This window comes from Candidatus Bathyarchaeota archaeon (assembly GCA_026014465.1).
GTDB lineage: Archaea > Thermoproteota > Bathyarchaeia > Bathyarchaeales > Bathycorpusculaceae > JADGNF01.
Genome location: JAOZID010000010.1, coordinates 1,575,840 through 1,599,340 on the forward strand (window position 1 = coordinate 1,575,840; position 23,501 = coordinate 1,599,340).

26 protein-coding genes and 3 tRNA genes are annotated in these 23,501 nt (G+C 47.4%); 15 read left to right on the plus strand and 14 right to left on the minus strand.

The features are described from left to right. Positions 1-87 precede the first annotated feature (87 nt). Entirely contained in the window at positions 88-1,143 is a 1,056-nt protein-coding gene (locus NWF04_10255; protein ID MCW4006954.1) for a HesA/MoeB/ThiF family protein, read from the plus strand. Here the strand turns inward: NWF04_10255 and NWF04_10260 are convergent. Further along, positions 1,140-2,063, minus strand: coding sequence for a DUF4255 domain-containing protein (locus NWF04_10260; protein MCW4006955.1), 924 nt, complete (start codon positions 2,061-2,063; stop codon positions 1,140-1,142). The genes NWF04_10255 and NWF04_10260 overlap by 4 nt on opposite strands. 168 nt (positions 2,064-2,231) lie before the next feature. Here NWF04_10260 and NWF04_10265 point away from each other — a divergent pair, with 168 nt between their 5' ends. The 4 genes from NWF04_10265 (at position 2,232) to NWF04_10280 (ending at position 4,484) form a co-directional block, all read left to right on the plus strand. Next, positions 2,232-3,284: a hypothetical protein gene (locus tag NWF04_10265; protein ID MCW4006956.1), complete on the plus strand. Its 1,053-nt coding sequence runs from the start codon at positions 2,232-2,234 to the stop codon at positions 3,282-3,284. Positions 3,285-3,341: 57 nt separating this feature from the next. Further along, positions 3,342-3,417, plus strand: a tRNA-Cys gene (locus tag NWF04_10270). Positions 3,418-3,487: 70 nt separating this feature from the next. Then, the gene (locus NWF04_10275) at positions 3,488-3,967 is read left to right on the plus strand and encodes an NAD(P)H-dependent oxidoreductase (GenBank protein MCW4006957.1); all 480 of its coding nucleotides are present in this window, start codon (positions 3,488-3,490) and stop codon (positions 3,965-3,967) included. 112 nt (positions 3,968-4,079) lie between these two features. Continuing rightward, entirely contained in the window at positions 4,080-4,484 is a 405-nt protein-coding gene (locus tag NWF04_10280) for a hypothetical protein (GenBank protein MCW4006958.1), read from the plus strand. A gap of 370 nt (positions 4,485-4,854) precedes the next feature. Here the strand turns inward: NWF04_10280 and NWF04_10285 are convergent, their stop codons facing one another. Then, positions 4,855-5,313, minus strand: a complete 459-nt coding sequence (locus NWF04_10285) for a hypothetical protein (GenBank protein ID MCW4006959.1) — start codon at positions 5,311-5,313, stop codon at positions 4,855-4,857. A gap of 191 nt (positions 5,314-5,504) precedes the next feature. Between NWF04_10285 and NWF04_10290 the strand changes: the two genes are divergently transcribed. Both NWF04_10290 and NWF04_10295 read left to right on the plus strand, forming a co-directional pair. Then, a complete protein-coding gene (locus NWF04_10290) occupies positions 5,505-5,978 on the plus strand; it encodes a DUF3795 domain-containing protein (protein MCW4006960.1) in 474 nt (157 codons plus the stop codon). A 71-nt stretch (positions 5,979-6,049) separates the two neighbouring features. Next, positions 6,050-6,712 (plus strand): DUF4386 domain-containing protein, encoded by a 663-nt coding sequence (locus NWF04_10295; GenBank protein MCW4006961.1) that lies wholly within the window; start codon positions 6,050-6,052, stop codon positions 6,710-6,712. Positions 6,713-6,731: 19 nt separating this feature from the next. On the opposite strand, the gene NWF04_10300 is transcribed toward NWF04_10295, so the two are convergent. The 3 genes from NWF04_10300 to NWF04_10310 are packed head-to-tail and all read right to left on the minus strand — an operon-like array spanning position 6,732 to position 7,470. Next, positions 6,732-6,944 carry a helix-turn-helix transcriptional regulator gene (locus NWF04_10300; GenBank protein MCW4006962.1) on the minus strand — a complete coding sequence of 71 codons (213 nt, stop codon included), beginning with the start codon at positions 6,942-6,944 and terminating at the stop codon, positions 6,732-6,734. Between the two features lie 5 nt (positions 6,945-6,949). Continuing rightward, positions 6,950-7,285, minus strand: a complete 336-nt coding sequence (locus tag NWF04_10305) for a DUF2178 domain-containing protein (protein MCW4006963.1) — start codon at positions 7,283-7,285, stop codon at positions 6,950-6,952. Between the two features lie 2 nt (positions 7,286-7,287). After that, positions 7,288-7,470 (minus strand): hypothetical protein, encoded by a 183-nt coding sequence (locus tag NWF04_10310; GenBank protein MCW4006964.1) that lies wholly within the window; start codon positions 7,468-7,470, stop codon positions 7,288-7,290. 165 nt (positions 7,471-7,635) lie between these two features. On the opposite strand from NWF04_10310, the gene NWF04_10315 reads away from it, so the two are divergent. The 3 genes from NWF04_10315 (at position 7,636) to NWF04_10325 (ending at position 10,478) form a co-directional block, all read left to right on the plus strand. Beyond that, complete coding sequence (locus NWF04_10315; GenBank protein MCW4006965.1) at positions 7,636-9,099, plus strand: hypothetical protein; 1,464 nt, start codon at positions 7,636-7,638, stop codon at positions 9,097-9,099. A 203-nt stretch (positions 9,100-9,302) separates the two neighbouring features. Next, the gene (locus NWF04_10320) at positions 9,303-9,584 is read left to right on the plus strand and encodes a hypothetical protein (protein MCW4006966.1); all 282 of its coding nucleotides are present in this window, start codon (positions 9,303-9,305) and stop codon (positions 9,582-9,584) included. Positions 9,585-9,602: 18 nt separating this feature from the next. Further along, positions 9,603-10,478, plus strand: coding sequence for an alpha/beta hydrolase (locus NWF04_10325; GenBank protein MCW4006967.1), 876 nt, complete (start codon positions 9,603-9,605; stop codon positions 10,476-10,478). Between the two features lie 337 nt (positions 10,479-10,815). On the opposite strand, the gene NWF04_10330 is transcribed toward NWF04_10325, so the two are convergent. Beyond that, positions 10,816-10,889: transfer RNA gene (locus tag NWF04_10330), tRNA-Val, on the minus strand. A 156-nt stretch (positions 10,890-11,045) separates the two neighbouring features. On the opposite strand from NWF04_10330, the gene NWF04_10335 reads away from it, so the two are divergent. Beyond that, positions 11,046-11,122, plus strand: a tRNA-Phe gene (locus NWF04_10335). Between the two features lie 65 nt (positions 11,123-11,187). On the opposite strand, the gene NWF04_10340 is transcribed toward NWF04_10335, so the two are convergent. The 5 genes from NWF04_10340 to NWF04_10360 all read right to left on the minus strand — a co-directional run bounded on the left by NWF04_10340 (position 11,188) and on the right by NWF04_10360 (position 15,393). Continuing rightward, complete coding sequence (locus tag NWF04_10340) at positions 11,188-12,084, minus strand: AAA family ATPase (GenBank protein ID MCW4006968.1); 897 nt, start codon at positions 12,082-12,084, stop codon at positions 11,188-11,190. 4 nt (positions 12,085-12,088) lie between these two features. Then, the gene (locus tag NWF04_10345; protein ID MCW4006969.1) at positions 12,089-13,051 is read right to left on the minus strand and encodes a hypothetical protein; all 963 of its coding nucleotides are present in this window, start codon (positions 13,049-13,051) and stop codon (positions 12,089-12,091) included. Positions 13,052-13,169: 118 nt separating this feature from the next. After that, on the minus strand, positions 13,170-13,853 hold the full coding sequence (locus NWF04_10350) for an ABC transporter ATP-binding protein (GenBank protein ID MCW4006970.1): 684 nt from the start codon (positions 13,851-13,853) through the stop codon (positions 13,170-13,172). A gap of 17 nt (positions 13,854-13,870) precedes the next feature. Further along, entirely contained in the window at positions 13,871-15,013 is a 1,143-nt protein-coding gene (locus tag NWF04_10355; protein ID MCW4006971.1) for an FtsX-like permease family protein, read from the minus strand. A 92-nt stretch (positions 15,014-15,105) separates the two neighbouring features. Then, a complete protein-coding gene (locus tag NWF04_10360) occupies positions 15,106-15,393 on the minus strand; it encodes a hypothetical protein (GenBank protein ID MCW4006972.1) in 288 nt (95 codons plus the stop codon). Positions 15,394-15,519: 126 nt separating this feature from the next. On the opposite strand from NWF04_10360, the gene NWF04_10365 reads away from it, so the two are divergent. Next, a complete protein-coding gene (locus NWF04_10365; protein MCW4006973.1) occupies positions 15,520-15,885 on the plus strand; it encodes a hypothetical protein in 366 nt (121 codons plus the stop codon). 94 nt (positions 15,886-15,979) lie between these two features. Here NWF04_10365 and NWF04_10370 read toward each other — a convergent pair whose 3' ends face one another. From NWF04_10370 to NWF04_10380, 3 genes are all read right to left on the minus strand, one after another. Next, complete coding sequence (locus NWF04_10370) at positions 15,980-16,477, minus strand: peroxiredoxin (GenBank protein ID MCW4006974.1); 498 nt, start codon at positions 16,475-16,477, stop codon at positions 15,980-15,982. Positions 16,478-16,525: 48 nt separating this feature from the next. Next, on the minus strand, positions 16,526-17,188 hold the full coding sequence (gene nth, locus NWF04_10375) for an endonuclease III (GenBank protein ID MCW4006975.1): 663 nt from the start codon (positions 17,186-17,188) through the stop codon (positions 16,526-16,528). Positions 17,189-17,607: 419 nt separating this feature from the next. Continuing rightward, a complete protein-coding gene (locus tag NWF04_10380) occupies positions 17,608-18,909 on the minus strand; it encodes a winged helix-turn-helix domain-containing protein (protein ID MCW4006976.1) in 1,302 nt (433 codons plus the stop codon). Between the two features lie 277 nt (positions 18,910-19,186). Between NWF04_10380 and NWF04_10385 the strand changes: the two genes are divergently transcribed. The 3 genes from NWF04_10385 (at position 19,187) to NWF04_10395 (ending at position 23,434) form a co-directional block, all read left to right on the plus strand. Next, entirely contained in the window at positions 19,187-19,396 is a 210-nt protein-coding gene (locus NWF04_10385) for a hypothetical protein (protein MCW4006977.1), read from the plus strand. A 142-nt stretch (positions 19,397-19,538) separates the two neighbouring features. Next, a complete protein-coding gene (locus NWF04_10390) occupies positions 19,539-21,647 on the plus strand; it encodes a right-handed parallel beta-helix repeat-containing protein (GenBank protein ID MCW4006978.1) in 2,109 nt (702 codons plus the stop codon). Next, a complete protein-coding gene (locus tag NWF04_10395) occupies positions 21,644-23,434 on the plus strand; it encodes a right-handed parallel beta-helix repeat-containing protein (protein ID MCW4006979.1) in 1,791 nt (596 codons plus the stop codon). The genes NWF04_10390 and NWF04_10395 overlap by 4 nt, the downstream gene beginning before the upstream one ends. Positions 23,435-23,501 lie beyond the last annotated feature (67 nt).

Genomic DNA, 23,501 nt, shown 5'->3' on the forward strand with positions numbered 1-23,501 from the left:
CCCCTTTCATCTAACCTGTTTTGCTGCGCCGCCCATAAAAAGCACATATAAGCCAGTTATATCCCTACATTGTTTGAGGGCGCCGATGTGAATTTACCTGATGAAGCAGCGTTTGCCAAGGATTTTTACAGCCGCCAAGTCACCCTAAAAGAACTCGGGCAAGTAGGGCAAGACCGGCTCTGCAAATCCAAAGTCGCCGTCGTAGGCGTAGGCGGTTTAGGCACCGTATCCTCCATGTACCTCGCCCTAGCAGGCGTAGGCTATTTGCGGCTTATAGACCAAGATGTGGTTGAAACCAAAAACCTGCACAGGCAAATCCTCTACAGCCCTGACGATGTGAACTATCCCAAAGCCGAAATGGCTGCACAGAGGCTGCAAAAACTTAACCCCTTGGTAAACGCCCAAGCGGTTTGCGAGAATATCCACGCAGAAAATGTTGAACGATTGTTGTCGGGTGTGGATTTGGTGGTGGACGGCTTAGACAACATGGCAACCCGCTACCTTGTGAACCGCGCCTGCGTGAAACTCGAAATTCCCTATGTTTTTGGAGCTGCCATCGGATTAGAAGGCAACCTGTCTGTGTTTGCGCCGCCCCAAGCTCCCTGCCTAGAATGCGTTCTTCCAAACATCTCTGATAACGACATGCTAAAATGCAGCAGCCGCGGCGTCTTAGGCGCAACCCCTGGCATAATAGGAGCCATGCAAGCCCTCGAAGCCATCAAAGTTCTCTCAGGCACAGGAACCCCCCTAAAAGGCAAACTCATGATTTGCGACTTCACCGACATGTCCTTCACCACCATAGATGTCTTCAAACGCGACAACTGCCCCGCCTGCACCAAAACCCCGCCATCCACAAAAACACAACAACGCATCGCTTGGCTTTGCGGAAAAAACACCGCCAACATAAACCCCCAAACCGCTCTGACGCTAAACCTCGATTTAATTTGCGATGCCTTGGAACGGCTAGGTTTTCCTGTCAAGCTGCGGTCACGGCTGGCTCTACTATTTAACTACAAAGGCTTAGACGTTAGCTTATTCAACAATGGGCGCATGCTCATCAAAAACGTCCCCGACGAACAAGTTGCCCTAACTGCGTACCAAGAAATCGCCAAAACCCTGGGCTTAACAGGTGCGCAAACTTAGCGAATTGCCTCTATTAGGGCTTTGACCTGCTCTATCCACTGCGAAATCTTCTCTACGTTTTCTCGTTGTTTTTGCGAAATCTTGCCCAACCCTTGAATCTCTGTACGCTGATGCTCATAATAACTTGCCAACGCCTCCAAAGGTTCAACATAGCTTGCCGCCGCCAAGTTCAGCTCAAGCTTATTACCCAAACCATCCAACGCCGAAAGCATCTCCTCCACTCCCATCTGCGTGTTCTTCTTAAAATCCTGCATCAACCACTGACGATGAATCAAATTCCGCTTCTTCCAATCAGACGTCTGCTCCGTAAACGTCCTAAACACCCCCTCATAAAGCCCCCACACCTGACTATCCCCTGCAACTTGACCCGCCACAGCCACCGCAGCTACAGGAACAACCATGCCACTTTGAGCCTCAGGGGGAACTTGGCAGTTCAGCTCCGTGGAAACCATAACGCTTGCCGAAAGCCTAAACGGCGCATCCAACGCCCCCCAAAGCCTGCTCAACTCATCCAACCCCAACAAATCCAGCCGCAACACAAAACCCGCTTTTCCCGCCTCATCACCAGAAACAACAGGGTTCGCCAAAGCCGCCTGAATCAGCTTCCCCAGCAGCAGATGGTCTTTTTCCTCGCTTCCAGTGCAAGGCACCACAAGATAACGCAAAACAAAAGGCACCTGCGCTATTGAAGCTCCTTCGGGATTCGCCTTGGCGGGTGTGTTTTTTGGGGTGGCTTGTGGGGTTATGCTGTAGAGGAAAAGCAGTAGTTTCTTGCTTGCGGGGGCATCTTTGGGTGAGGTGACTGCGATTTGCGTTTTACTGGTTATGACGCTCTTGGCTGCCGCGTCGTTTTTTAGTTGTTCCCAAATAAAATCGGTCAATGCCCTGTCCATATCCACCACGAAGGCGTAATCACTCATCATAATCCCCAGATTACTTTTCGCAGCCCCCTAAAAGACTTTTAGCTAAACCCCTTTGCCGTTTGGGCGTGGCTGTTTTTGCTGAGTTTGTTTTTTGAAATTACATTTTAGGTGCGAGCTAAAGGTATAAATTTCGTGCAGAGGGATAGAAGAGAGGAACGGGGTGCAATGAGAAAATCTGTTTTTCTCAAGTTAGGCGTTCTTTTGTTTTGTATGCTGATTTTTTCAGCGCCCTCCAACGTAGGCAACCACGCTGTTGAAGACGCCAGTTACACGGCTGTTTATGATGACCTCTACGTGGTAGTGCACCTCAACGATGATTTGGAGCCCGAGTTGATCCATCAGATGCTTGATGAGTTAGAAGTAGTCACGGGTGTGCAGCTTTGCGTTTGGGTTGGTGACAACAACACAGGTGCTATATGGGACGCAAAAGGACGCTTGGAACGTTGGCTGCCTGAATTTACCCAATACAAAGTTGTCATACAGTGTGATTACGCGTTTGAACAAAAATACGGTTACTATGAGCGTCCGTTTTGGAAGTACAACAGCACCGCAACTTTGAGCCCGCAGTGGTACCAAAACTGGTATGGCAACCTAAGCCAAACCTTGGGCAACTACAGCAACGTTGTCTTAATGGTGGGTTTTAACGAACCCTACAACCACTTCACCACCAAAGCCCTAGCCCAGCAAGTGCTTAAAACTGAATACCAAACCTGGAAAAACCTCAGCAGCATCCCGTTTAGCACCGAATTTCTAATGCCCTACAAGTACTGGGCAGACCACTGGAACTTCCCCCTTGACCCCTCCACCGAAAACGACTGCGTCCCCTACTGGGCAAACTACTCCGACTACATCGGCATAAACCTGTGGGTAGACAACGTCCCCCCGCAGTACCAACAAACCCCCGGCGCATACCAACGCATGCAAGCCGTCATAAACATGTGCGAATACTACTCAAACCTGCTAGACAAACCCATACACGTCAACGAATTCCCCGCATGGGACCCCCAAACCCTAGCATACCTTGCCAACAAAACCATGCAAAGCCCCAACATCGGACAAATCTACCAGCTCTGGTACTGGAGCAACCAAGAAGACCCCCACATAGACGGCTGGTCATACGGACTCTACACCATAAACCCCAACACCCACCAAACAACCCCAACCCAAATCTCCTACGACACCTTCAAACAAACCCTCAACCCCCACCCAAACCCATAGCTCTACTAAGAATATTTTTATGCCAGACCCCACTAAGGTACCTAACCCGCAATACAAGCTGGGGTGGCCGAACGGTTCAGGCGGTAGCCTGCAGAGCTGCTCTATATGGGTTCAATTCCCATCCCCAGCTCCAATTTTGCCTTTTGCGTGTTGACAATGTTCTTATCAGCTTGTCCTCTCATATGCTCTTGGGGTTGAGTTGCGTGACTAAAATTGTTGTAGTTTATGATTCGCAAACGGGTAATACTCAGGTGATGGCAGATGCTGTTGCCAAAGGTGCAAAGAAAGCTGGAGACGTTGAAGTTGTCCTAAAGAAAGTCTCTGAATCCACTAAATCTGATTTGCTTGATGCTGACGGGGTGATACTGGGGTCGCCAACGCATTACGGGTTAATGTCTACAAACATGAAGGCTTTCATTGATCATGGAGCGGTTTGGCAGCAGCTTGCGGGGAAAGTTGGTGGAGCGTTTACTAATTCCGCGGGGGTAGCTTCAGGCGGAGAAACCACTTTGCAATCTTTGGTTATCGCTATGTTTATTCATGGCATGATAGTTCCGGGCAGAGCTGATGATATGCATTATGGCGTAGCTTTAACTGGGGCACCTGATGAAAACGGGCTTGCCCACTGTGAAGAACTAGGAAAAATTGTTGCCTCTTTAACACTTAAACTCCATACTAAATAGAAAATAGTCCGAGATTTTTCCCTTATTATTTGCTGTCGCGAAAGCGTGTGGTATTTGCGGGTTTGGGTTAGCTAGTAGAAAGCAATAACTTGTTTTGGGTTATGTAGGATGCGTGTTTGGAGTGGTTGGCGTGGGGTTTGGGACGGTTATTAATTGTATTGATGGGCGGGTGCAGTTGCCTGTCCTTGTTTACTTGAAAAGCAGATTCAGTGTTGATTTTGTTGACGTTATCACTGAGCCTGCTCCTGTGAAAATCATTTCTGAAGCCAAAGACGCAGCTAAACTGGATTCTATCTGGGAGCGTCTAAAGATTTCGCAGGAAAAACACGGTTCACGCTGCTTGGCTGTTGTTGCTAACTACGATTGTGCCGCAAACCCCGTTAGCAAAAACACGCAGCTAAAACAACTCCAAAAATCCCTATCAACACTTCGCCAGCAGGGCTTTAATGGGCACCTTTTGGGCTTGTGGGTTGATGAGAACTGGACAGTTCATGAAGTACCACAAAACCAAAAATAAGCATCAAACATCACACGCGTTTAACGCAAATCAACAACTTGGGCTCTTCCAAACCAAAAACCAATTTGCCTTGGCATCCTCAAAACCACGCACAACCCAAACGCCGCAACTCTGCCTCTAAAACATCTAACAAAGATTTGCAGGGGATTTGGTAGACCCTCCCCCTATAGGTTTCTGCATAGAATTGCTATTTGCCATCTATTAGGCTGTTAATAGGTTAATAGGTTGGTGTGGTGTTATTCCAGTTTTTTTCTTGTTTCTTCTTGGTCTTCTTCGATCATTTTGATGGCGTGTTTAGCTTTTGATTTGGCTAACTCAATCTTTTTGAGTGCTTCTTCCAAGTTGTCGGTCATGTTCATTACACCTTCCTTCACTTATTTTCTTGTTTCTGTTTAATATCTCCTTCTGCATCTTCTATGATTTTTAGTACTTCTTTGAATTGGTCTTTGTATGCGCAGAGTTTTTGGTTTACATTTGCTATTTCTTTGAGTTTTTCTTTTTCAGTTTTGTCTCTTTGCGCTCTTGCTGTTTCCGCTGCGGCTTCGGCTCTTTGCGTTGCGGTCTCTGCTACTGCTTCAGCTTTCTCCGCAGCTTTCTCAGCAGGTATCCTCCCAAAATAGTACCCTATTACAACTCCACCCCAACCGCCTAAAACAGCAAAAATCGCCTGTGCACTAGTCGCATCCGCAGGAGAAGCCAAAAGAGCAGGCGCAAGAAAAACCAGTATAGCCACAATAATAATTATTGCCAGTGACGCTGCTACGCCCTCTTTTAACCAAATTATTCCCGAGGTCGTTTTTTCTTTCTTTGCATTTTCAGAAGAACTCATTAACTGTCACATCTTCCCTTCTCTTTGCGTTGCGTATATAAGGTTTTCAATTAAAAGGTTTTACCTGATGCCTTAATGTTATGTTTTGGCGTTTATCATTCAATGACCTGTGGATTTGCCCTTGTGTGATGCTACCGTTTGTGGCGAGCGCCTGCGGGAAGGCTAATTAGCGTTTGCGTGTACTGTTGGGTATGACTGATGTGTTTTCTGCGGATTTGGTTGCGCCATGCGGCATGAACTGCGGCGTCTGCAAAGCATATCTTGCGTATTCACGCAAAGTGCCCTACCAGAAGGGCTTGGTGTCGCATTGCAGCGGCTGTTTGGAGCGAAACAAAAACTGCGCGTTCATCAAAAAGGGCTGCGTGAAAATCCGCAAAAACCAGCTGCGCTTCTGCTACCAATGCCCCGACATGCCCTGCGAAAACCTCTCCAAAATCGACGCACACTACCAAGCCCGCTACGGCATGAGCATGATACAAAACCAAAAAGACATCCGCGACAAAGGCATGGACGCATTCCTAAAAACCCAAGCCCAACGGTACCGCTGCCCCAACTGCGGCGACATAACCTCCGTGCACGACGGCAAATGCTACAAATGCAACTACCAAGCAGCCAAACCCAAAGGCACCAACCCCAAACACCGCTGGGTACCAAACAAAAAATAGCCTTTCACCGACTGTTGTTTATATCCTAAACTGTTAATAGTTGGTTGGTAGATGGAGCGGTGGTGGTTGCTTTGGTTGTTGAAGTGGTTTTGTCGGGTTTTCTGTTCTGGTTCATTATAGTTACTAACGTTGCGAGCGGCAGGTTTGGCTATGAGACCTTTAGCAGTTTAGATGCGCAGGCGCAACTGCAAAAAATCGCTTCTGACCAAAGGTGCTTTAAAACCGCAACTGCTCTAATCCTCGCCGAACACATGGGTATACTTGCTTTGGCGCTCTCGCTGTTCTTAGCTTTTAACGTCTACAGCTTACTGCTTGCCGCCCTCTGGGTTATTTTCCGTAGCACCGAAGCCGCAATCCAAATCTACAACAAAAAAAGCTACTACCAACTCCACAAACTCGCACGCCAACACCAAACCGCAGACAAAACCCAACAACATATCCTCAGCAGCCAAGCCCACGGCATACTCAAAACCAAAAACCACGTTTTCCTACTCGCCCAACTTCTCTTCTCCGCTGGCACCCTCGCCTACTCTGCCCTCTTTGTTGTATACGCCACTTTGGTGCCGCCGCTTATTGGCTGGTTTGGAATCGCCGCAAGCATCACCTACGCCATAGGCAACGCAGCTGCCCTTGCAAAGCCCCACGTCAAAGCTCCTTGGAATTTTGGTGCCTTGCTAATTTTGGTTTTTGAAGTAATCTTGGGTACTTGGTTGCTGCTGTCTTTTTTGCTGTAAAAAGGAAAAGGGTGTGGGGCTAGTTGTTGGTTTGGTTTTGGAAGATGAAGAGTTCGTCTATGGTGGTTTTGAGGGTTTGGGCTATTTGGTGGGCGAGTATGAGTGAGGGGTTGTATTTGCCTTTTTCAAGGTAGAGGATGGTTTCTCTTCGTACGCCTACGGCTTTGGCGAGGTCGTCTTGGGTCAGGTCGTATTTGGCTCTGAATTCTTTGATTCGGGTTTTGAACTTCATTGTTTTCAGGGTTCTCCTTTTTTGGCGTAGTACCAGCTAAGCAAGCCAAACGAGATTCCGTCTACTATCATTATGGCAATTACCGTCCATCCCGTTTCCAACTCAGGCAAATTCAAAAACTCTTTACCAAATATGATCCATATCAACGTTGAAACCATAAACGCAAGAGTAATCCAGTAAGTCCCCATCGCCGCTTTTCCCTGAATCTTTACCGTTCGTTCATCTTTTGTCGGGTAACCTGCTTTCCTGTCCTTTTGTGTTTTCCAAACCGCAAATACCCCCAGCAGGATAATTAGCACCGCGTTGGCGATGAAAATTGTTGGCCATTCAAACCCCGCCATGTCTAGTTGCCTCCTTTGGTCATTGTTTTTCTTTGGGTTGAAATTAAGCCGATTCCAATGATTACTAGTACGGTGGCGATGCCTGTTGTTGTTTCCCCAAAAACTGCACCCTCAGCCATTAGCCCTGCTCCAGCTAAACAGACTGCTATGCCCAGAAAGAATAGTGCTTTTCTGATTTTTTCCATTGTGTTGACCTCTGTTTAAGTTAACCCAAATTATGGGTTATATCTAACATAAGGTTATGTATTTCTAACTATTAAGTGTTTTTGGCAGCTTCTACGCCTCACCAAACTGGCTCCTAAAACAAGTGTTTTATTTTGCAGGTTGCGTTAGAATAAGTGGTGGAGCGTTTGACTGTGCAGAAGGCAGTTTTGGCTTTCCTGTTAGCGGCGCTGGTTTTGTCTTCTAGCCTAGCCCTTGTAGATGCTCAGGTTGCCTCTTTAGAAGTGGAGTGGGAACAGTTCCTCTCAGGTATCGACGGACAAAAAATCCTTCAAACCTCCGATGGCGGCTACTTGATTTTAGGGCAAAACGCGTCAGTTTTAACCAGAGATGACCAACCCTACTTTGGCAACTACGCCTCAGTTCTGTACAAACTGGATTCACAAGGAAACCTGCTCTGGCACAAAACCTACCAAATCCAAGGCGCCGCACCTAAACTGCAATGCATAATCCAAACAAACGACAAAGGCTACCTAATAGGCGGCGGCGTAGTAGTCGACTACACCGACCAAAACCTTCACATCATCAGCCGATTTTGCCTCCTAAAAACCGATTCCAACGGAGAAATCCAATGGACCCAAACCTACGCCGACCCCGAACCCATCGGCAACGCAGCCATACACAGCCTAACCCAACTCGACGACGAAAGCTACGTCCTGTTTGGCGACTACGATTTAGCCGCAGGATACACCTACCCCAAATATGTTCCGCTACTGTTTTTTGCGCAAGTCACCTCCTCAGGGGAATTGCTGCTAAACAAGACCTTAGGCAACGGCGGAACACCCACTCTTCTCCAAGCTAACAGCGAGAGCTTCACGTTTCTTTCATATTTTCCCAGTAGCGGAGGCGGCTCCCACAGCGCCCTTCTAAACGTTAACCTTGACGGCAGCGTAAACTGGACCCAAGAATACACCAACCCCAACCGCGTCTCTTCACATCTGCAATGCGCAACCTTGGCTTCTGACGGAACTGGTTTTCTGCTGGGCGGCAGCTACATAGCCCAATCCCCCAACCAACAATACAGCTGGCTAATCAAAACAGACCCCCAAGGCACAATCCTTTGGAACCAAACATACCACCAAACCAGCACAATCCACGACATCACCCCAGCATACGACGGCTACATAATCTGCGGCAGCTTCAACGGCGGCTGGATAGCCCACCTCGACAACTCAGGCAACATAAACACCGAACTAAACACAGGCTCCGGCGTCCCCTACAGCATCACCCAAACCAACGACAACAGCGGCTACATCTGCACAGGAACCTGGAACCAACAAAACACCCAAAACATATGGACAACAAAACTCGCTCCTGCCACAACAACCCCCCAGTTTCCAACAGCTATACTTTTGCCCCTAACCTCTGCAATAATACTTATCGCAGTTGCAATAAAACTCAAAACACGCAAAAATTCTATCCATAATAAAACCTGTACTCCTCACAATTATAAAATTTACCTAACAAACCAACAAACAGCAATAACCTTCTATCATCAAAAACCCGTAACACCTCACAGTATATCCTGTGAATGTTTATTTGATTGGTTTGATTGTTTGTGTGTGGGGGATGATGTTGCCGTCCCAGTCTGACGGGGAGATGATGATTGCTTGGCGCAGACCCCATTTATCGCGGTGTGGTGTTTTTGTGTTTTGGGAGAAAAGAAAAATATGTGGTGTTTGTATTTTGTTGTTGTGATGTGTTGTTTATGTTGAAGTGTGGTTCTTGTGGTTGTGATGTTTCGGAGGAGGATGCTGTTGAGTTTCGTGGTGGGGTTTTGTGTGAGGATTGTTATATGGAGGAGTCTCATCCGCCTCAGGCTTGTGACCCGTTGGCTGTGGCTTCGGCTTTGTCTGTTCGTAGGCAGATGGGGCAAAAAGGCGCTGAGGGTTTAACGGAGCAGCAGACTAAAATTTATCATTTCATAATGGAGAACCGCAGAGTAACCAAAAAAGAAATTCTAGAAGCTCTGAACCTAAAACCTGAAGTTTTAGATTCTGAATTCGCCATACTAAGGCACTGCGAACTTATACGCGCCCACAAAGAAGGCAGCAACATCTACCTAACCCTCTGGTAACTTTTTGGTCCTGAGTTGATGAGCAGCCAAACCCTCACCCTGCCCGACGGCAGACAACTCGGCTACCTAACCCAAGGCACAGGCACCCCAGTGGTTTACTTTCACGGAACCGCAAGCAGCCGCCTAGAAACCCTGCTTCTAAAACAGCTAACCCCGCACGGCATACAATTAATCGGCGTAGACCGCCCCGGATACGGTTTGTCCACATTCAAAAACCGCAGCCGCCTACGAGACTTCGCCCCCGACATCAACGCCCTCACAGAATACTTGGGCATCGACAAATTCAATGTGCTAAGCTGGTCCGGAGGCGGAACCTTCGCCTTAGCATACGCCGCCTTAAACCCCAAACAAATAAACCACGTAGTTGCGGTCGGTTGCCCTTCTTTGCCTTTTGACCCCTCCACAGCGCACAACGGTAATCCACTTGTCAAGTTCGCCATGAAAAACTCTTTGATTGCAAAGTTTGGGTTGAGCATGTTTCGCAAATCCGTTTTTAATGCTAACCGTGATATTGAGGGTTATTTGGAGTCGCGTGGCGGGAAGGGTATGGTTGCTGATTGGCCTGCAGCTGATGCCCGTTTTTTTTCTGACCCCAACTGGTTAAGGCTTATGTATGGTGCAGTGGAGGAAGGGTTTAGGCAAGATGGCTGTGGGGTGAAAGCGGTTTACCAAGAGCACATGCTGTTTTTAAAGCCCTGGAGTGAACCTTTAGAGCAAATTCCCAAAGGCGCCGTCACGCTCTGGCAAGGCAGCCAAGACAAAACCTGCCCCACAAAAAACGCCCACCAACTCGCCAAACTCCTCCCCGACGCCAAACTCGAAATCTTCCCCAACGATGGACACTGCGTCATGTTCGCCCACACCGCCAAACTCGCCGCCGCCCTAAAACCCTAACTCCACAGCTGGCAGTGATTGTAAATACGGTTAACTGCATATTTTTGCCTAGTTGAAATGCATTTCACGTAAACATAGGGTTGTTTCGCCGACAACTCTGAAATCGACATCGAATTAGCCCTACGCCTCTTAGATGGTGATAAACGAAAAATCTTAGCGAATCGCCCAAGCCACGGCGAAATCCTCCCAGTCCCCTACACACCCAAACAGGTTCCCCAAAGCCAAATCACTTGCACCCTAGACTACCTCAAACCAAAGGACTCATAACCCGCAAAAGCCACGGCGCGACCAACAAAATCATAATCAACAAAACCAAACCCTGCAACTAAACCAAAAGTGGGCCGTACCGGATTTGAACCGGTGATCTTCGCCGCGTGAGGGCGACGTCCTAGCCAACTAGACTAACGGCCCCAAAACAGGAGCACCCAAGAAACAAACTACGCACCTCACCAACATAAAACCTTTCCCCTCTATTCTTCACTACGAGCCCAAGTATCTGGTTTGTGCATTCAGAAAACTTTAAAGCACATCACTTTACTTTTGATTTGGTAACTCCCAAAGCTGCGTGCCGAGGTAGCTCAGCCTGGGAGAGCGCTCGGCTGAAGACCGAGTTGTCGCATGTTCAAACCCTGCCCTCGGCACCACACCATCCTTCTCAACCTGTGCTTCAAAGTTTATTCTCTTAACGTTGGATTTTGCGGCTTCTGTTTTACTGTGTTGTTTTTTGGTTGAGGTTGTTGTTCATTATTTTTTGTATGGTTTGGTTGATGTTGTGTGGTGTGTTTTTTTGTTGTATTGTTTTTTTGATGTGGATGTGTATGGTTGTGAATATGTTGTCGAGTGCCGTGTTGGGGTTGTCTGTGGGTATGATTGGGATGTCTGCTTGTTTGGCGTTGGTGCATTGGATTTCTTGCATTATTCGGTATTTGTATAGTGCTTCGATTAGGCGTTGGCCTTTTCCTTTTAGGTGTGAGGAGGTTTCTCTGTCTTCGAGCCGTTTTGTGTGTTCTTCTTTTGAGTCCAACCTAAGCACAATAGGAATTACCCCGGGGTAACGTAGAACTTCTTCTTCATATTGTGTGGGCAAAAAATGAAGGTACTCAATAACCATGCTCTCCCCGTCACGAATTCCCCTATCCGCCACAATCTTTTGCATAAGCTTATTCATCAAAAAAGCCTGCGTGTAAAATCCCTTAGAGATGTTTTCTTTTGTTTGGGTTTTGTCTCCGACAACTTTGTATGCTTCGTATACGCTGCAGAAAAATTCGGGGTGCTCCTTCTCACTAATTAACGCCCTGAACGCGGCTCTCATAGCATCGCCGCCCATGACGTTTCCTATTCCAAAGGCGGTGGCGATTTCGCGGGCAACCGTTGTTTTTCCCACACCTGGAACTGCTGCGATTATCGGAATAAGCGCATCTTTTACTTCTCCTGCTTGCACGAGTTCGGTGTATTCTCTGTAGGTTTGGTACCTTTCGAGGTATTTTTCGCCAAACTCTAAGAGTTTATCCTCAATATCGCGTGAAGATAGAACTGTTGCGATTTTTTCTAAGTCCAGACCTGTTGCGAGAAGTAGTTCTGAGCGGTTTTTGCTACCATATATCATCAAATCACATCTGGTTTGTTACTTTTGCTCCCGATGCTACTTTGTACTCTGTTATGGCGTGTCCTTTTTTGGTTAGTTCGGCTTTGACTTTGTCGGCGTCCTCGCCCCATGTGAAGATGTTTATGACTTTTCCTCCACCTGCCGTCCAATAGCAGGATAAGCCCTGTTTTCGCAAATCCTCCACGTCAATAACAACGTTCATCATCTCTTTTCTTCTTGAACGAAGCCCAACTGACTCGTACAGATAATGCGCGTTTGCACAGTTTTCCTCTGCAACAGCAAATACCGTGTCCCAGTCTTTATGCAGTAGACCCAGTTTGATTTTGGCAATCCACTGAGGTATCATCTCAAGGCGGTACTTGTAGAACGGGCTGCTTCTTGTCGCGTGAAATATCTCTTCTGCTGAAACTCTTGAAGGGTAATCAAAGCCAACTGCAAAAATCTTTAGCTCCTCTAAGTCTTTTTTGTCTGCGACGAGTTTCCCATACATTTTTGGGTAGCCGTCAACGTTGATTTCGCTAATTCCCCCATACATGGCTCGGATGGCTGATTCTGATAGTATCTGGGAAACATCAGAGAGTTCGTCTTGGGTCATGCTTGTTTCAAATAGTTCGTTTAAAGCAACAACCAGTGCCGCTGCGCCCGCATCACTGCTGCCCGAGTAGACCTTGTGATTATCTGAGGTTATACTCAATCCAACATTGGCGTTTCCAGATTTCTTCTCAAACACCTTAACAAGCCTGCGCATGTCTTCTTGTTTTTCTTTAGAAACCTCGCCGTTTAGTACGAACTCAAGCTTTCTCCTCTCAGGGATAACCCTAACTATTGTTTTAACCCTTGTTTTCTCTTTAACATCTGTAACTGCAAGCCCCATACTGTTATGAAGCGGAATCCTATCAGGATGAACTGACGACACAAAAACAATCGGAATCGTCGGATAAGCCACAGCAGTAACGCTACTTCTCATACAAACCCCAACACGCTTCTTTATTCCAAAAAATCAACTTAAATGTTGTTATAACCTACTCAACCATAACCTTGTACATGCTTCTGGTTTTACTGTTGCCTGCTCTGGTTTTTGCTGTTTACGTGTTGGTGAGTTTGCCGTCTTTCATGTGCAGGGTTTGGTCTGCGTGCTTGGTGATGTATTCTGCGTGGGTGGCGGCTATGATGGTTTGTCCGTGTTGTTTGCTGGTTTGTTGGCAGAGTTGCATGATTTGTTTTCCTGTTTGGGTATCGAGATTGCCTGTGGGTTCGTCAAGGAGTAGGATTTTGGGGTTGTTGGCTAAGGCTCGGGCGATGGCTACTCTTTGCTGTTCGCCTGCGCTAAGCTGCACGGGTAGCTGGGTGCTTTGCCGCTGCAACCCCACCAGTTCTAAGAGCTCTTGAGCGCGTTGTGCCTGCTGCTTTGCTGGCGTACCCGTGGGAGCAAGGGCGGCTTGCACGTTCTCAGACGCCGTCAGTGTCCCAATCAGGTTGAAGGCTTGAAAAACAAACCCCACCATCCGCCGCCTAAATCTTGTCAACTCAGACTCCCCCAACGCTGAAACCTCCGTGCCCGCCACAACCACTTTGCCCTTTGTGGGTTTGTCTAAGCCTCCCAACAAGTTTAGCAGCGTGGTTTTGCCGCTTCCCGACGCCCCAACAACAGCCAAAAACTGTCCCTCAGGAACTTCCAAATCAACGTTGTCTACAGCGTTTATTTTGGCGCCGTTTTTTATTTGGTAGGTTTTGGTGAGACCGTGGGCTTGGATGATGTTTTCTGGCATTTTTGTTCTCTTCTTTGTTATATTGTTCTTAGGGCTTGGGCGGGTGTTAGTCGGGCGGCTTTCCATGATGGATACAGCCCCGCAACTATGCCGCTTAGGAGTGCTACTGTGAATCCGACCAGCAAGACTGTGGGGTCAACAACTGCTGTGCTTCCCGCAGTAGTGGACAGGAAATACCACGCAACGCCGTATCCTGCGATGCAACCTACAACGCCACCTATGACGCCTTGAAGCGCGGATTCAATAAATATCTGGCTGACAACATCGCCGCTGCTCCAGCCAATCGCTTTTAAGATGCCAATTTCGCGTGTGCGTTCTGAAACCGCCGACACCTGCGAGCGAACCGTAAACAAAACCGCAACCACCGCCACAGCTATAGAAATGTACCATGCAGTTTCTTCCCCGATGGTTATGACCTCAGAGGTTTTGGCTGCTAAATCCGAAGCTGCAATTGGCGTTGCCCCCAACCATCGACCCGCCAACTCGTCAGATACTTGGTCTACATCTCGGGGGTCATCCACACTAATCAAAGCCACGTTAACTAGTCCTGTGCTGTCTTCGGGAAGCGATTTTTGACCCACTGGCAAATTCACGTAAATGTGTGACTTCAAAATGTTTGCGGCGTCCACGTTGACTAAGCCGACGATTTCGTATTTGCCTTTCATGTAAGCTACATTCGAGCCTACGGTTAGGTTGTTTAGCTGGGCGTATTCGTTGTCAACTAGAGCTGCTGCGCCGTCGTTTTGGGTTAGGAAGCGTCCTTCTACTATGTCGCGTGGCAAAACTGCGTTGGTTTGGGTGTGGGTGGGGTCTATGCCTGTGAATACTATGGCTCCCATTCTGTGCATTAGAACGGGGACAGAGTTTTCTACGCCGTCAACTTGTGCGATTTCGTCAATGATGCTTTGGTTGAACGGGAACGAAAAGAGGTGGTTAGCTATGTAGCAGCCTGTGCCTGATGGGACCACTGGTGCCGAGTAAATCAAAATCAAATCCGTGCCAATGTCTTTAAGAGGCGTTGCGGTGGTGGATTCCCAGCCCTGCGCTGCGCTAACCAACGCAATCAATGTGGCAACAACCAAAACAAACCCCAAAACATTAGTTACTGTGCGAAACTTTCGCCGCCGCATCTCCCTAAAAGCGTACACGTGTGGCATCATCGTGTTTTAACTCCATTTCCACAAGATGCAATGGCGCATATTTAATTTTTGGAAATCTCTTTAGGTGCAACTTTTTGTTTGGTGCGACCTGTTTACATGCTTGGGGTCTCTTGGGTTTGTGGCTGTTCCTGCGGCTGTGTTTCTTGGATGGGTTCTTTTTCGATGCGTAGGGTGATTCCTGCGACTATGAATGATAAAGCTGCGAAAAGCAGAAACGGAAGCATCTGTGCCACGACGTTTAGCTGGACGTAGCTTGCGGGCGCAAAGCTTGTGGTTAGTCTGATGATGTTGTATTCTATGAATGCTGAGACAACTGCGAAGACCAAGCAGGTTATCCCAAAAGCCGTGGCTATTTTGCCGATAATTTTCCAGTTATCCATCTGCTCTACCGAGTGCTCTCTATGCCCATGTTTGCTTTAAAGCCTTACTATAAACCGCTCAAACAACAGAGTTGACCCGAAAAAGATTAACTGTGCCCCTAACTACCTTAGCTTGGATGAAACGCTTTGACAAACCCCACGCCACAACCTGACCAGAAAACTTGGGTCTTTCGAGGCTCTGACCTGCGACCCATTCAAGTAAAAGCTAAGAACATGCAAATTCGAAAAATCGCTGCCATGGACTTAGCCACCAGCTTGCCCTTTGGCTTGGATGTCCCAGAGGAAGTTCCCGTAGAGAGCGTTAAAGTCGGACAAGCCTCCATAGTGCGACTAAAAATCTACACTGCACAAACCGTTGAAGACGTTGCCCCCGAATACGCTGAACTCTTCAAAACCCAAAACGCAGACCAACCCACAGAAAACTTTCTCAAAGCATACTGGCTCTACCCCAAACACATAAAATTCGAACTAACCGAAATCCAACAAACCTAACCCCCACGGCAAAACCAAAAAAAGAAGACGCTGCTTTCACAGCATGTAACCTTTTCTTTTGTCGCGAATTTGCTGGAATGCATCTGCCTGTGGTTTATTTGATTTCTTTTAGGGCTTGCTCGATTTTTTGGTAGTCGGGTTCTACGTTGGGGTCTTCGCTTATCCAGACGTAGCGGATTATGCCGTTTTTGTCCAAAACGAATATGCTGCGTTTTGCTGTGCTGTATCCTTTGAGTCCGTTGTAGTCGGGGCTTTCTAGGTTGTAGTTTTTGATGACGTCGCGGCTGTGGTCGCTAAGAATCGGGAAGGCTAATTTGTTGTTTTCTGCAAATGCCTTGTTTGTGAAGGGGTCGTTGACGCTTATGCCTAAAATTTGCGCTTCTAAATCCATTAAATGCGCCATGGAATCCCGAAAACTACACATCTCCATGGTACAAACCTTCGTGAATGCTCCTACAAAGAAGGCTAAAACCACTTTTTTTCCTTGGAAATCTTCTAGTTTGCGGTATTTTAGGTCAGTATCGGGTAGGTTGAAGCTGGGTGCTTTCTCTCCTACCTTTGGAGTAACTCTGGCGTGTGGACTGTGTGACATTTGGAAACCTCACCAAACAAATGCGTGTTGCCAAATAAAACACTAACGCTACTTGCCAAAGCTAAACGCGGACGGGCACAACTGGCTTATGACGCACAGGTCGCATTTTGGTTTTTTTGCATTGCACACACGTCTGCCATGAAAAATCAACACATCCGTTAAATGCATCCACTGCTCTTTTGGCACCAACGCCATGAGGTCTTTTTCTATTTTGTCTTGCACTTTGTTTTGCGTAAACCCAAGCCGTTGAGATAACCTGTGAACATGCGTATCCACCGCAACGCCCGCTATGATTCCGTAAGCGTTAAACAAGACAATGTTGGCGGTTTTTCTAGCCACGCCTGGCAGCTCGACTAGTTCTTCCATGGTGTTGGGGACTTTACCGCTGTGTTTTTCCACCAAAATCCTGCTTAGCCCTTGAAGGTTTTTTGCTTTGTTATGGTAAAAGCCCGTGGAGCGTATGTCTTGCTCTAGCTGGGTTATGTCTGCGTTGGCGTAGTCTTGGGCTTTGGTGTATTTCTTGAACAACTTTTGGGTGACAGCGTTCACTTGTTCGTCTGTGCATTGCGCGGAAAGAACCGTAGCTACCAACAACTCTAGAGGGTTAGAAAAATTCAGTGCAATTTTAGCGTCAGGATGCTCTTTCTCTAAAAGCTCTATGATTTTTGCCGCGCGATCTTTAAGCTCAAAATCCTCCACAGACTTACCCAAACAACCACCCAGTTAAGTGTAGAGCCACAAAGTATATGGTTTTCCTCTTCTGTGCCGTTGGTGGCTCTTGTTTGTGTGGGTGCCTATCTGGTTGTGTCTGACTAAAACCGTTTTGTGTGTGCAAACGTGTATGTTTTCATAAATTTTATGAACAAATCTCAACTGGGTTTATATTGTTCAGTACATACGTGTGTGTATCGAAAAAGGTGATAACCAATGACCAGCGAGCTAATGGGAAGATTTGAAGAATACGCCGAAAAAACACACACAAACTGGATTGACTCCGCACTAAGAGAGTACGCATAGGAAAAAGGTTGCTGTTCACCACCCTCCTATGTGTGTGGTGGAGCGGACTTAGCAGTCAGAGTTCGCTTCACCCTCTCATGCGGGTCTATTTTGTCTTTTATCTTAAACGGTTTTTAGCCTGTTAACGCTTGAATGTTTGCCATTTCTCCCGTATCTGCCCAGATTCCCACGGCTATGCGGTTTATCTGCCCTGGATAGGTTTTGTCTAGTTGCAGGGTTATGTACCAGTAAGGAACCAAGGAGAGGTATTCGTCTCTGGGGTGTGGGATGAACTGTACTTTGGCGGGGGTTTCTAGTATGGTAAAGTTGCCGATTTGGGTGCCGTTGACTGTCCATGTGAAGGTTTCTGCGTAGGTTTTGGCGAGTTCTATGGCTTGTTCGCGTTGGATGTTAACTTGGGTGCTGCCTATATTTAGCAGGAACCAGCCGTCGGTAACTTCGACCAAAGTGTTGTCTTGGAAGACTACGCGCAGGCTTTTAGCTGAAAAATCTACGCCGTCCTCTGTATACTGCAGCAAGATTTCCTCTGTGGTTCCCGATGTTACTATGGTGAATTTCATGTTTGCATTGGTTGTTTGGTTGTTGCTGGATTCGTTTATGGCTTCCATAAGCTGCTGCATCTGCGCAAGGTAGGCGTCGCCTGAGTAGGTCTGGTATTTCTCGAGGATGGCTTTTGTGGTGGCTATCGCGTTTGTTGATTGGGGCTGCGTGTAGATGGGGGTGCCTTCTGCTATGTATAGTTGGTATCTGGAGAAGTGGTTGTCTCTGAACCTGAGGACTACGTCGATTTTGCTGTTGGAGCTGGTTAGGGAGTACTTGAGCACTTCCTCTATAACGCCGCCTAAATCTTCGCGGTACTCCACCGTGTCACTAAGCAACGTAGCCTGATAATGGGTCATGTCAATTTCTATGACGTCGCGTATGAATGCTATGGCTTTATCCGTTCCTGTGCCCCATGAAAGCAGCTGCTGGTTTTGGGCTGTGACCCTCTCCAAATCCGACTTTAATGCTTCTTGCTCGCTTGTTAGCTGGTTTAAAGTGTTGTACTGGATAGCCGAGAAACCCGCCAAAAGCACAACTATGACCATGAGCGCCCCAAAAAGAGTTTTCCATTTCAGGGGCAACGTGAAGAGGCTTCTTGATTTTAGGGCGGGGGCTTCTTCTACTCGTTCCATGGTACACACTGAGGCTTCTCCAAAAGCCGAAAGCTTGTATTTGCCGTCCTCCAACTTCGACAACAGTTCCCCCAAGCTTTCAAGATGATACGTCAAATGCGAACTGGAAATCCCAAGCTCCTCAAGCATCTGAGAAAACGTCATCGGCTTTTCCGAAAGCATCCGCAAAATCTTGCGACGCGCGGGATGCTTCAAAGAACTAAAAATGGTTGAGTAAATCTCTTCCTCTGAACCAGACATGCCCTTCACTCAGAAACACTATGGGTAAAACTCTTAGATAACTATGATGCAACCACGGAACACAAGTCAAGAAACCTTGACAAAAAGAACCTGCAGCACATTCTTTCTCTGGTCAAAAAAAGCTTACAAAAAACCATTTATTAAAAAATTTACGTCAAATGAAACATGTTACACACAGGAGAAAACCTCTCGCGGTCAAACATGAACTCCCCTGCAGTTGTTTCCTCAAGTTCTTATATTATCATTGTTTTATCTAAACTTTCAAGGTGGTTTACCTATGGATGAGCTTACTGGTTACGAAAAAGGTTTCGTCCAATGCTGCGACTGCAAAAACCTCGAGAGCTACTGGAAAGACGGCAACGTTGTTTTCTTCCTGTGCCGCTTCAAACCCGTGGCCATGAAAACCCTCTACCAACGCTGGAGACGCTGCAAATTCTTCACATACACCACCCAAACCCCCCTGGACCGAAGAAACAACATCAAATAACCCTCTCCTTCTCCTACAACCTAACCAACCAAAGGCGCTGTCAAGAAATCTTGACCACCCTCCCTGCCTGATTGGTCAATAAACCCTTACAAAAACCGTTTTATCTGCGGATAAGCCCTAGCAGTTGCCTGAGGAAACTAGTATGCAAAGCCGCCTTGTAGCAGAATTGCTTTTGTTATCTCTTTTATGCAGTGCGTTGGCTGCGTGTTTTTCGGGCAGTTTGGTTTACGCGGCTTCTTCCCCAAGAATAACCATCCTCGCCGACGGCACCATAGATGGCACAACCAGCATCCAACGCAGCGGCAACATCTACACCTTATCCGAAAGCCTCACCCTCCCCCTCTATGTGGAACGCGACAACATCATAGTTGACGGGGCAGGATATGCTGTGGACAGTGAAGAAAACCGCGGCGTGGTTTTAGAGCAACGGCAAAACGTGACGGTTAAAAACTTGGTTGTTTTTCTTGACGGCGGCTACCTTTTAGACCTTAGAAGCGCTTCAAACTGCAAAATTATAGATAACGTTTTGGTGGGAACTCCTAAGCCGTTGAGTATTCCTGGGTTGCCTGAGCCTTCTGAGCCCGTGCGGTTAATTGGACCCTTGGGCATGAACCTTTTGTATTCAACAAACAACCACATTGAAAACAACAGCATAACCAAAAGCTTCTACGCCATATCGCTTTCCTCCTCCCAAGACAACACAGTAATCCAAAACCGCTTCTACGACAGCATCGTAGGCATAGACATCGACCGTTCCAACGGCAACTTTCTAAGCGGCAACCAAGCAATCAACTGCGAACAAGGCATAGGAGTTCGCCTATATTCAGGCCACGACTACAACAACACAGTTGATTCCACAAACACCATCAACGGAAAACCCGTATATTACTGGCTAAACCACGCCGACAAAACAGTTCCTTCCAACGCCTCCTATGTTGTCTTGGTTAACTGCACACGCATCCAAGTTCAAGATGTGGATTCGCAAGGCGTGATTTTGATTCTCTCACAAAACTGCACAGTATCTAACAGCATCTTTATTGAAAGAGCCGACGGCGTCAGACTGCTCAACTCCTCTGAAAACACCGTTACAAACTGCACCATAAAAGACCAAGCTATAGGCATCCAGCTTGATGGCTCCCATGATAATCTTGTCACAGGCTGCACGGTTTCTAACTGCACTACCCGCGGCATAAACCTCGCAGGCTCAAACAACAACGTTTTCTCAAACAACAGCATCTCTGATTGCAACTCTGCTATGTCCAACTCTGGCGATGACGCCTCCAACAACAACCTCATACTCGCCAATCTGTTTGCAGACAACGGAAACACCATATCCGTACGCGGCGCACTAAAAATCCAAAACAACACTTTCATCCGTAACCAGCAAGCAATCCTGTGCGCCAGTGGTTCAAACAACATAACCGGCAATGTTTTTTCTGCAAACGGGCAAGCAGTAACTTTTCAGTCAACTAACAACATTCTCACAGACAACCAGTTCTTAGGCAACAATGAAAGCCTATCAATCTCCAGTGACTACTTCGCCAACAACGTTGACTCCTCAAACACCATAGACGCCAAACCCGTCTGTTACTGGGTCAACCAGCACAACCAAACCGTTCCATCCAACGCAGGATTTGTTGCCCTAGTCAACTGCTCCCAAATAACCGTTAAAAACCTAAACCTCGCAAACCAAACCCGCGGCATAACCCTAGCATTTACCCAAAACTCCACCATAACAAACAACCTCATAGCAAACAACACCAACGCCATCTACCTCTACGGCGCCCCAAACAACAACTTTACCGCCAACAACGTAACCAACAACGGCTACGCCGTCTACATAAGCGGCGGCAAAATCACGTTTCTGGGTGGACCCATGACATACACGCCCTCATCTGGCAACCTATTTTACCGCAACAATTTTGTAGGCAACAGCCAGCTTTTGTATGATTTGGCAGGTGCATACGATGTTGGCTCTTCCCCTTCAGCTAACCTTTGGGACAACGGCGAAGAAGGCAACTACTGGAGCAGCTACACTGGAGAAGATGCAGACGGCAATGGCATAGGTGATAGCCGATTTGTAGTCTACGCAAACAACAGCGACTACTACCCACTTATGCAGCCTGTCACCGTAACGATTCCAGAGTTACCCTTTGGAGCAATTCTGCTTTTCGCCGCCGCTTTTACCATTGCAGCTCTGGTAGCCAAGAAAAAACTACAATTCAAAACCCAAGGAGGCAAATTCCCATGAACAAGCCCGCCCTACTTCTTGTAGCTGCCCTATTCTTATCTGCGGTGCTGTTTCCCTTTGCTGTAACCGCTCAAACGCCGCCCACTTTGGTATTCATAATGCCTGATGGTACAGTAGACGGAACCGACTTTATCGAGCGCAGTGGCGACCTTTACACTTTAACCGCGAACACTTCTGCTACCATAACTGTCCAAAAAAGCAACATAGTCCTTGATGGCTTAGGACACGCTTTGGGCGGAGACGAATTTGATGATGACTCCGTCTCTGTTATTTTGGAAGACATATCCAATGTAACCATTCAAAACCTTGACATAAAAACCTCGGGCAGCGGCATGATGCTAACTCGCGCGCCAAACTGCAACGTCCTAAACGTGAACATCTGGGCAGAACGCGCTGGCATTAGGCTGCGTGAAGCAAACTCTACAACTGTAACTGGATGCTATGTGGAAGCGTTTGTCGAGTACGGTTTGAACATGTATGCTTCGCACGGCAGCGTAGTAACCAACAACTCCATCCTAAGCAGCATGATAGATACCCTAAACTGCGGCTCTAGTTCCAACTGCATACTCTCCGATAACCTCATCACCTACATCCCCTCCCAATACCCCTTGGCCCGAGGCATCCAAATCGACAACTCTGCAAACTGCACAATCGCAAACAACCGCATCAAAAATTACCCGCTAAGCGGCATTGACCTGCAACTTCATGCTGACAACAACCGCATACAAGCCAACCAAGTGCTAAACTGCTCCCGCGGCATAAACCTCAACGGCGCAAACAACAACCTCACCGCAAACCTAATTGCAGACAACAACGACACCGGCATAACCCTTAGCTCCGAAAACAACATCCTAAGAAACAATACCCTACAAAACAATGCCCAACCCCTAGCCGTTAGCGCCTACTCTTCTTCAAGCTGGATAAACGACGTCGACACCTCCAACACGGTAGACGGAAAAAGCATCATCTACTGGGTCAACCAAATCGACAGGGCGGTTCCTTTAGACGCAGGCTTTGTAGTGCTGGTTAACTGCACATGCATAACCGTTGAAGGCTTCACCTTTAACCACAACGCCAACTGCCTCATGCTATCTTCCACCACAAACTCCACAATTATCCACAACAACTTCCTCAACGGCTCAACCCTTACCCTTTACTCCTCCTCCGACAACAACCTCACCCAAAACAGCTTCACCAACAACAGCCACGGCATAAAACTAAGTTCCTTCTCCTTCAACAACATCATATTTGCCAACAACTTTGCAACCAACAGCTACGGCATCTACCTCTCAGAAAGCTCAAGCAACACCCTCTCAAGCAACAACTTTACACAAAACCAAAACGCCCTCTACTTTAGCAGCGCCTCAAACAACAACATCCTACTCAACAACTTCCAAAACAACACCAACGACGTAACCGACGCAGGCATGAACAACCCCTACACCGCTGTATCAACCGCCGCATCAACTTCGCCCAAAATTCAAACCCTTGCGTATTTTTCTGTGCAGCCACTTAACTTCATAGGTCCCCCGCCCTTATCCGCAAACAACTACGACAACGGCAAAGAAGGCAACTACTGGAGCAATTACACAGGCACCGACGCAAACGGTGATGGCATAGGTGATACTTCGCATTTTCTGTATGGCAACAACGCTGACAACTACCCGCTTATGCTACCCGCTGCAGTTACGATTCCAGAATTCTCTTCCCTGCTTGTGGTGGCTTTACTCTTCGCAGCTACCTCCCTGCTGCTTGGCTACACCCGTAAAACCCGCAAAAAACCCTAACCCTTTTTGTTTGTTGGTTGCCAAAAATTTTTTACCCTGTTGTGTGCTAAGGTTTTGTGTGAGGTTA